Annotated in this window: 6 protein-coding genes and 1 pseudogene; 4 read left to right on the top strand and 3 right to left on the bottom strand. The window is 37.7% G+C overall.

Annotated elements, in window-relative coordinates; translation table 11 throughout:
- Positions 1–232 precede the first annotated feature (232 nt).
- The 3 genes from C7B62_RS23555 to C7B62_RS23545 form a co-directional block, all read right to left on the bottom strand.
- Positions 233–403 (bottom strand): PCP reductase family protein, encoded by a 171-nt coding sequence (locus tag C7B62_RS23555; protein WP_370304171.1) that lies wholly within the window; start codon positions 401–403, stop codon positions 233–235.
- A 176-nt stretch (positions 404–579) separates the two neighbouring features.
- Positions 580–1,443, bottom strand: a complete 864-nt coding sequence (locus C7B62_RS23550) for a flagellar motor protein (protein ID WP_106243368.1) — start codon at positions 1,441–1,443, stop codon at positions 580–582.
- 22 nt (positions 1,444–1,465) lie between these two features.
- Positions 1,466–2,566, bottom strand: coding sequence for a hypothetical protein (locus C7B62_RS23545; protein WP_106243361.1), 1,101 nt, complete (start codon positions 2,564–2,566; stop codon positions 1,466–1,468).
- 76 nt (positions 2,567–2,642) lie between these two features.
- Between C7B62_RS23545 and C7B62_RS26965 the strand changes: the two genes are divergently transcribed.
- From C7B62_RS26965 to C7B62_RS23530, 4 genes and pseudogenes are all read left to right on the top strand, one after another.
- The gene (locus C7B62_RS26965) at positions 2,643–2,765 is read left to right on the top strand and encodes a hypothetical protein (protein ID WP_255414090.1); all 123 of its coding nucleotides are present in this window, start codon (positions 2,643–2,645) and stop codon (positions 2,763–2,765) included.
- A 326-nt stretch (positions 2,766–3,091) separates the two neighbouring features.
- Complete coding sequence (gene urtA, locus C7B62_RS23540; RefSeq protein WP_106243357.1) at positions 3,092–4,414, top strand: urea ABC transporter substrate-binding protein; 1,323 nt, start codon at positions 3,092–3,094, stop codon at positions 4,412–4,414.
- A 408-nt stretch (positions 4,415–4,822) separates the two neighbouring features.
- Positions 4,823–5,983, top strand: coding sequence for an urea ABC transporter permease subunit UrtB (urtB, locus tag C7B62_RS23535; protein WP_106243353.1), 1,161 nt, complete (start codon positions 4,823–4,825; stop codon positions 5,981–5,983).
- Positions 5,984–6,006: 23 nt separating this feature from the next.
- Positions 6,007–6,714: pseudogene (locus C7B62_RS23530) on the top strand (urea ABC transporter permease subunit UrtC); the annotation flags it as partial.

The raw sequence follows: 6,714 nt of genomic DNA, 5'->3' as shown, positions 1-6,714 counted from the left end.
AAGCACCGCGTGTTTCGCGCTGTTGTAAAGTTGTTGTCATTGTATTTATGATTGCGTGTTATTTATTTGTCTAGGTTTACTCTATTGCTAGAGCCAGACTGGAAACTATATAAAAATGATGTGTTTCTTTGTCTTATGTACTTATATTAACTAACTTTTCTGTAAATATCAAGTATTGTTACATTAGTCTTAATGATTGCTAGTATAAGCTTAGGTTATATGTACTTTGTTGTTATTGTCCGAACTTAGCTCTAGCCTGTTCAACAACTTCTGCGGTTACTTCTTCTAATTCTGCTGCACGGGCGATCGCTTCTATTTTTTGCCTGGCTTGAGGGCGAGCAAAGAAAGGAATCATTTTTAGCTTTGCATGAGCTTGAGGTGTCCAATACAGGTCATCAGTCACCCGTACACCTCCATAAAACGAAGGTGCCTGCGGGTGACCGTTGGTCAAATTCAAGTTACTCATTAGTTGCCCTCTAAAATGGTGTTGAGATTTGCTTCAATTGTAGATCGAGACCTTTATTCAAGTTTACCTAGCTTAGGCAAAGTTAATAGACCTTTGAGCAACTAATTATTTAATTATTTATTGCTCACTGTTTCCGCTTTTCCTAGAGGAGAAAAGCGAATTTCAATTCGGCGACGGTTAGCATCGGGATTTCGGTTGGATAAAGCAAATTCGCCTGATGGTAACTGTAACTGCGCTGCAGAATAAGCCCTAAACTGCACGCCATCCAGTCTGCCTGTTTGCTCTTGCACTATTTGCAGCTGCTTAACCACTTCTAAAGCACGCATTAAACCTAAGTCTGCATTAGATCCAGCTTTGAGACTTTCTACAGGAAGTTTTCCTTGAGCAACTTCTTCTAACTGTTGATCTAGATTACCATTACTAAAATTAATCTGACCGTCAGTATGTCCAATGATTTCTACGACATAAAGACTGCGCTGTTGACTAATTTTTTCAATCCGATCAACTAAATCTTGCGAAATATAATTTTTTAACTTATTAGGCAAAGCTGCACTACCTGAATCAAATTGAAATCCGCCTGAATCTTGAATCACCACAACAGGAGGCGCAGATTTCAAGCGTTTTATTTCTGACTGTAAAATATCTACGCGACTACGACTTTGTTCATTGTTACTTAGCAGCAATTGTCTCAATTGTGCAGAGGCTCGATTAAGCTGGCGCACATTAGAAGTACTTTCGCCTAATTCGTTTTCCAAAGTAGCTATTTCGCGCTGCAAGAGACGCACCTGTCTTTCCGTGTCGCTCAAGTTTTGTTCGCTTTCTTCGGCAGCATATTTTAAAAACAGTGATTTAAATAAAGCCAACAATAAAAATAAACTAATGATCATGAAGGCATTCGCCATCAGATCGGTAAAAGAAGGCCAAACGTTTAAACTTTCTATCGCTTCATGGCTGCGTAGCTTACGTTTCTTGGACATATAACTAACTACTAACTACTAACTACTTTTTATTGATCTGGATTATTAATTTTGATAGCTCTTGTTGAATTTCTTTTAAACCTGACTGCTCAATTATATTTTTTTCTTGATTCAGGTTAACTAAAGTTCCATACTGCTGTTCAATATTGTTTACTTTTTGATTTAATTCCAATAACTTTTTCGTTAGTTTTTGCATGGAAACTAAATTATGTTCAAAAGATTGAGTTGATTTTTGCAATACTAGAGAAGATTGAGAAAATTGATTTTGCGCGATCGCTAAATGATTGGTTGCTGAGGCGAGCTTGTCAGGAAATTGACTATTATCAATAATGTTGGCAGCATGTTCAAAGGTTTCGGCACTATGATGAATTTTGCTTAAGGCTTTGGTCATTGATTCTTCAATAGTATTACCCAATTTATGCACCATGCCGTCAAAGTCTTGGCTAAATTGACTAATGGCTGATTCTAAAGAACTAACAGGTTGAATTTTGGGCAAGAAAATATTATCAATATAATCTTCAATAGAGCTGAGTAAACTAACCTTGGCGACTTGAGTATTCCAAAATAAGTTTAATACTGTTAATAGAGAGCTACAGGCGATCGCCACTAAGCTTGTAGTAAAAGCTACTCCCATTCCTTGCAAAGGGCGATTCAATTCTTCGACTAAGTTTCTGACATTATTAATATCGATTTGGGTGATAGTTTGACTCAAACTAGACAAGTTAAAGGTAATACCTAAAAATGTACCTAATAAACCAAATGAAAGTAATAAGTTTGGTAAGATTCGACACAAGCTATCGATAAAATCACAGTTTAAAGCTAACCCTAGAAAATAAAACTTTTCGTGACTATATGTCCCTTCAATCACCGCAGCTGTATTTAGCTGATCTAGATTAAGATTACTATCGGCTAATCTCTGTTCTAATGCAGTAATCATTTTAGGTGTAGACTCTTGTTTAGCTCCCCCTAACAACCTTCGCGCTCTGACTGCTAAATACTTTAGATGTCGATATAAACAAAAGCGGAGGAGAATAGCTGCAATGGTCGGCAAAATTACCAGAACAATTGCCAAAAAAATTAAATAGCCAGGAATTAAACTAAGAATACTCAATATTTGTTGCATGGTTCTATAAGTAACTATTTCATTATTTAGCTAGTACGCGAGAATTGGTACAACTAATTTTTATGGAGTCTTGATTGTGACACTGATCGCGATTGAATGGAGTGATATTTCTAAGCGTTCATCTTGCCAGGTAACAGTAGCCACCATCAATAAAGCTTATTCTTGCTGCTGTTATCATCATCGTTCTCAGCAGATTTAGGAGATGTAGATTGAGTATTAGTACTAGTCCAATTTTTGATTGACTAAATATTGGATAGCAAGTCTATTATTTTCCTTTACTTTTGCTTAATATCGCTTCACAATATAAAATTCAAAAGTTTTCGAGCAATTTAACTCAATTAATTACTACATATGCTCTATAGTGGAATCTAGCTTCGGTTAGATGACTAAAATGGACTTTTATTTTGTATATTTGCTTGCTTTTTTTTTTGTATTGGAGAGTACAATTTCTTCTCAAGCAGAAATACTTTGAATTATCAGGTAAATTACGGTCACTTATAAAGAATTAACAAATTAAAGAAGATTATGTCAAACTTGGGAAGACGCAAATTTTTACTCTATAGTTCTACAGGAGTTATAGCCAGCTTACTTTTAAAAGGCTGTGCTAGTGGCGGTGGTGATGGAGAAAGTGGCGACCAGGCTGCTCAACCTGATAGTGGTAGTACGGACGCTACTGCTGCTGATGGAGATGGAATTAAAGTGGGTATTCTCCACTCTCTTAGTGGCACGATGGCGATTAGTGAAACCACCGTAGTTGATGCTGAGATGCTGGCAATTGATGAGATTAATGCAGCGGGAGGGGTATTAGGTAAGCAAATTGTGCCAATTCAGGAAGATGGTGCTTCAGACTGGCCTACCTTTGCTGAAAAAGCAGCTAAATTAATCGATCAAGATAAAGTAGCTACGGTATTTGGCTGTTGGACATCTGCCAGTCGTAAGGCGGTGTTGCCAGTATTTGAGTCTAAAAACCATATGTTATGGTATCCCGTTCAGTATGAGGGACAAGAATGCTCTAAAAATGTTTTTTATACAGGTGCAACACCTAACCAACAAATTGAACCCGCAGTAGATTGGCTATTAAAAAATAAAGGCAAGAATTTTTTCTTAGTTGGTTCAGATTACGTTTTTCCCCGTACAGCTAATACAATTATCAAAGAGCAATTGAAAGCTAAGAGTGGTACTGTTGCTGGAGAAGATTATCTCCCTCTAGGAGATACGGAAGTGACCCCCATTATTGCCAAAATCAAAGCTGCATTACCTGATGGTGGTGTAATCTTTAACAGCCTAAATGGTGACAGTAATGTTTCCTTGTTCAAGCAATTGCAAGGGGCAGGATTGACTCCTGACAAGTATCCTGTCATGTCTGTCAGTGTAGCCGAAGAAGAAGTAAAACAGATTGGTCCTGAATATTTGAAAGGACACTATGCTTCGTGGAATTATTATCAAACCGTTGAAAGTCCTGCCAACCAAAAGTTTGTTGCTGCTTTTAAAGCCAAATATGGAGATGATCGAGTCACGAGCGACCCGATGGAAGCTGCATATATTATGGTCTATCTTTGGAAACAAGCCGTCGAAAAAGCGGGCAGCTTAGAAGATATGGAAGCCGTTCGCAAAGCAGCAGTGGGACAAGAATTTGATGCCCCAGAAGGGAAGGTGACATTGCAGCCTAATCATCATATTTCTAAAACAGTGCGTATTGGAGAAGTTCGTGATGATGGACTGTTTGATATTGTTTGGTCAACGGAGGGTCCTCTTAAGCCTATTCCTTGGAATCAGTTTGTTAAAGAAACTAAAGGCTTTGCCTGTGACTGGACCGATCCTAATAAAGGTGGAAAGTATAAAGTATAGCCGTACAAGATGAGGTTAGGACATATTAAAGTTTCTTGCTCGTAAGTGACAAGTAACGAGTAACGAGTAATAAGTGTCTTAATACAAGTGCGTATTGCTCTATTGACTCCTCACCGCCTTAAAAGCCCTAAAGGATTAGCTTCGCGTCGGTCGGTGATTCGTAGGGAAAAGGTTAAAGGGAAAAATTAATCCTTTACCTTTAACCCCTAATCGTCATCAATGACGGGGTTTTAAAACCATCTCTTAAAAGTTAAATATTTAATTAGGTTTGAAGTTTTTTTTCCTGGCATCATTAGATACAGAAAACAGAAGAGAATAAATCTAAAGTTGGCTACAAATTGTTCAATAAAATAAATATTGCTTCTCAACAGAATAGAGAAAAAAAATAGCAAAAAATAGAGAGAGAATGTGTCTACATTACTAGAAGGCTTGTTTAACGGTATCAGTATTGGTTCAGTATTATTAATTGCTGCCCTGGGTTTAGCAATTGTTTTTGGACTGATGGGAGTAATTAACCTAGCTCATGGAGAATTGATCATGCTAGGTGCATATAGCACATTCGTGGTTCAAAACATTTTTAAAATTTTTGGCGATCCTTGGTTTGATTTTTATATTATTGCGGCAATTCCTGTCGCTTTTATTGTCTCCGCTGCTGTCGGCATAATCCTAGAAAGGGGAGCTATTCGCTTTCTCTACGGGCGACCATTAGAAACACTTCTGGCTACTTGGGGAGTTAGTTTGATTTTGCAGCAGTTTGTGCGGAGTGTTAGCTGGTTATTGGTAATATCTCTAGGTATTTTCTGTCTTTTGTTTTTTGGTGGTATACAGTTAGTCAAAAGCCGAACCAATTGGCCCAGAATTGAAGCTAAAGCTATTGCCTTATTATTACCTTTGGGTGCAGCAATTGCGATCGCATTTTACTTTTTACTTAGTAAAAATTCTGCTCTATCTAAAGCCTGGTTTAGTGCTAGAAATGTTGACGTTACTGCTCCTGCTTGGTTACGGGGCGGTACGGATGCTTTGGGTTTTCAGATGCCATATGTGCGCTTATTCATTATTGCTTTAACTATTCTCTGTTTAGTTGCCGTGTACTGGTTTTTACAGCGTTCTACCTGGGGTCTTAAAATTCGTTCTGTTACTCAAAACCGTACGATGAGTTCTTGTTTGGGTATACCGACTGCCCAGGTGGATGCTCTAACTTTTGCTTTGGGTTCAGGATTAGCTGGGATTGCTGGATGCGCCGTGAGTTTACTCGGTTCAGTTGGACCAAATACAGGACAAAATTACATTATTGATACCTTTATGGTTGTAGTTGTCGGTGGGGTAGGCAATTTACTAGGCGCTATCCTCGCAGCGATGGGAATTGGGATTTTAAATTATCTGATTGGTTCGGGAACTCTAGCATTGGTGTTAACTAATCTCAAAGCTCCTCAATCACTCCTCGATTTCTTTTTCTTTTTTGCCTCTAGCAGCATGGCTAAGGTGATGGTGTTTGCCTTAATTATTATTTTCTTACAAATAAAACCTGCGGGATTATTTCCTCAAAAAGGTAGAACAGCAGAGCTTTAATAAATTGACATAAGTAATTAGTAATGAACAGTGAAACTGGTATTCAAACTAAGAAGAGAAAACGCAAAAATCAAGTTATCGAAACTAGTATAGTTATTGCCTTGTTTGTTATCTTGGCAGTGATTTTACCTGTAGTTATACCTGCTTTTAGATTACGTTTAGTAGGACGATTTTTGTCTTTAGCAATTGTTGCCTTGGGCATAGACCTGATTTGGGGGTATACAGGTCTACTAAGCTTAGGTCATGGCATCTTTTTTGCCTTGGGTGGCTATGCTTTGGCGATGCACCTCAATCTACAAATACCTGAAGGTAAAATACCAGAGTTTTTCACGCTTTATGGAGTTGAAAAATTACCCTGGATTTGGCAGCCTTTTTATTCTTTTCCTGTGACAATTTTGGCACTAATTATTATTCCTGGAATTGTAGCAGGATTGATTGGTTATTTAGTATTTCGTAATCGTATTAAAGGGGTTTATTTTTCAATTTTAACTCAGGCTGCTTTATTAGTTTTTTATAACTTTTTTAATGGTCAGCAAGAATTAATCAATGGCACAAATGGTCTAAAAACTGATACGGAAAAGATTTTTGGAGTATTGGCTAGTTCACCGAATGCTCAACGAGGTTTTTATATTACTACTGTGATCTTGTTGGGTTTAGTGTATCTACTTTGTCGTTGGTTAACTAGTGGACGTTTTGGCAGGTTGCTGATGGCAATTCGGGATGATGAAACT

The sequence above is a fragment of the Pleurocapsa sp. CCALA 161 genome, from assembly GCF_003003995.1.
In the GTDB taxonomy this organism is placed as follows: Bacteria; Cyanobacteriota; Cyanobacteriia; order Cyanobacteriales; family Xenococcaceae; genus Waterburya.
Note: the sequence above shows the minus strand (reverse complement) of the source record. Positions and strands in the feature narration are given on the sequence as shown.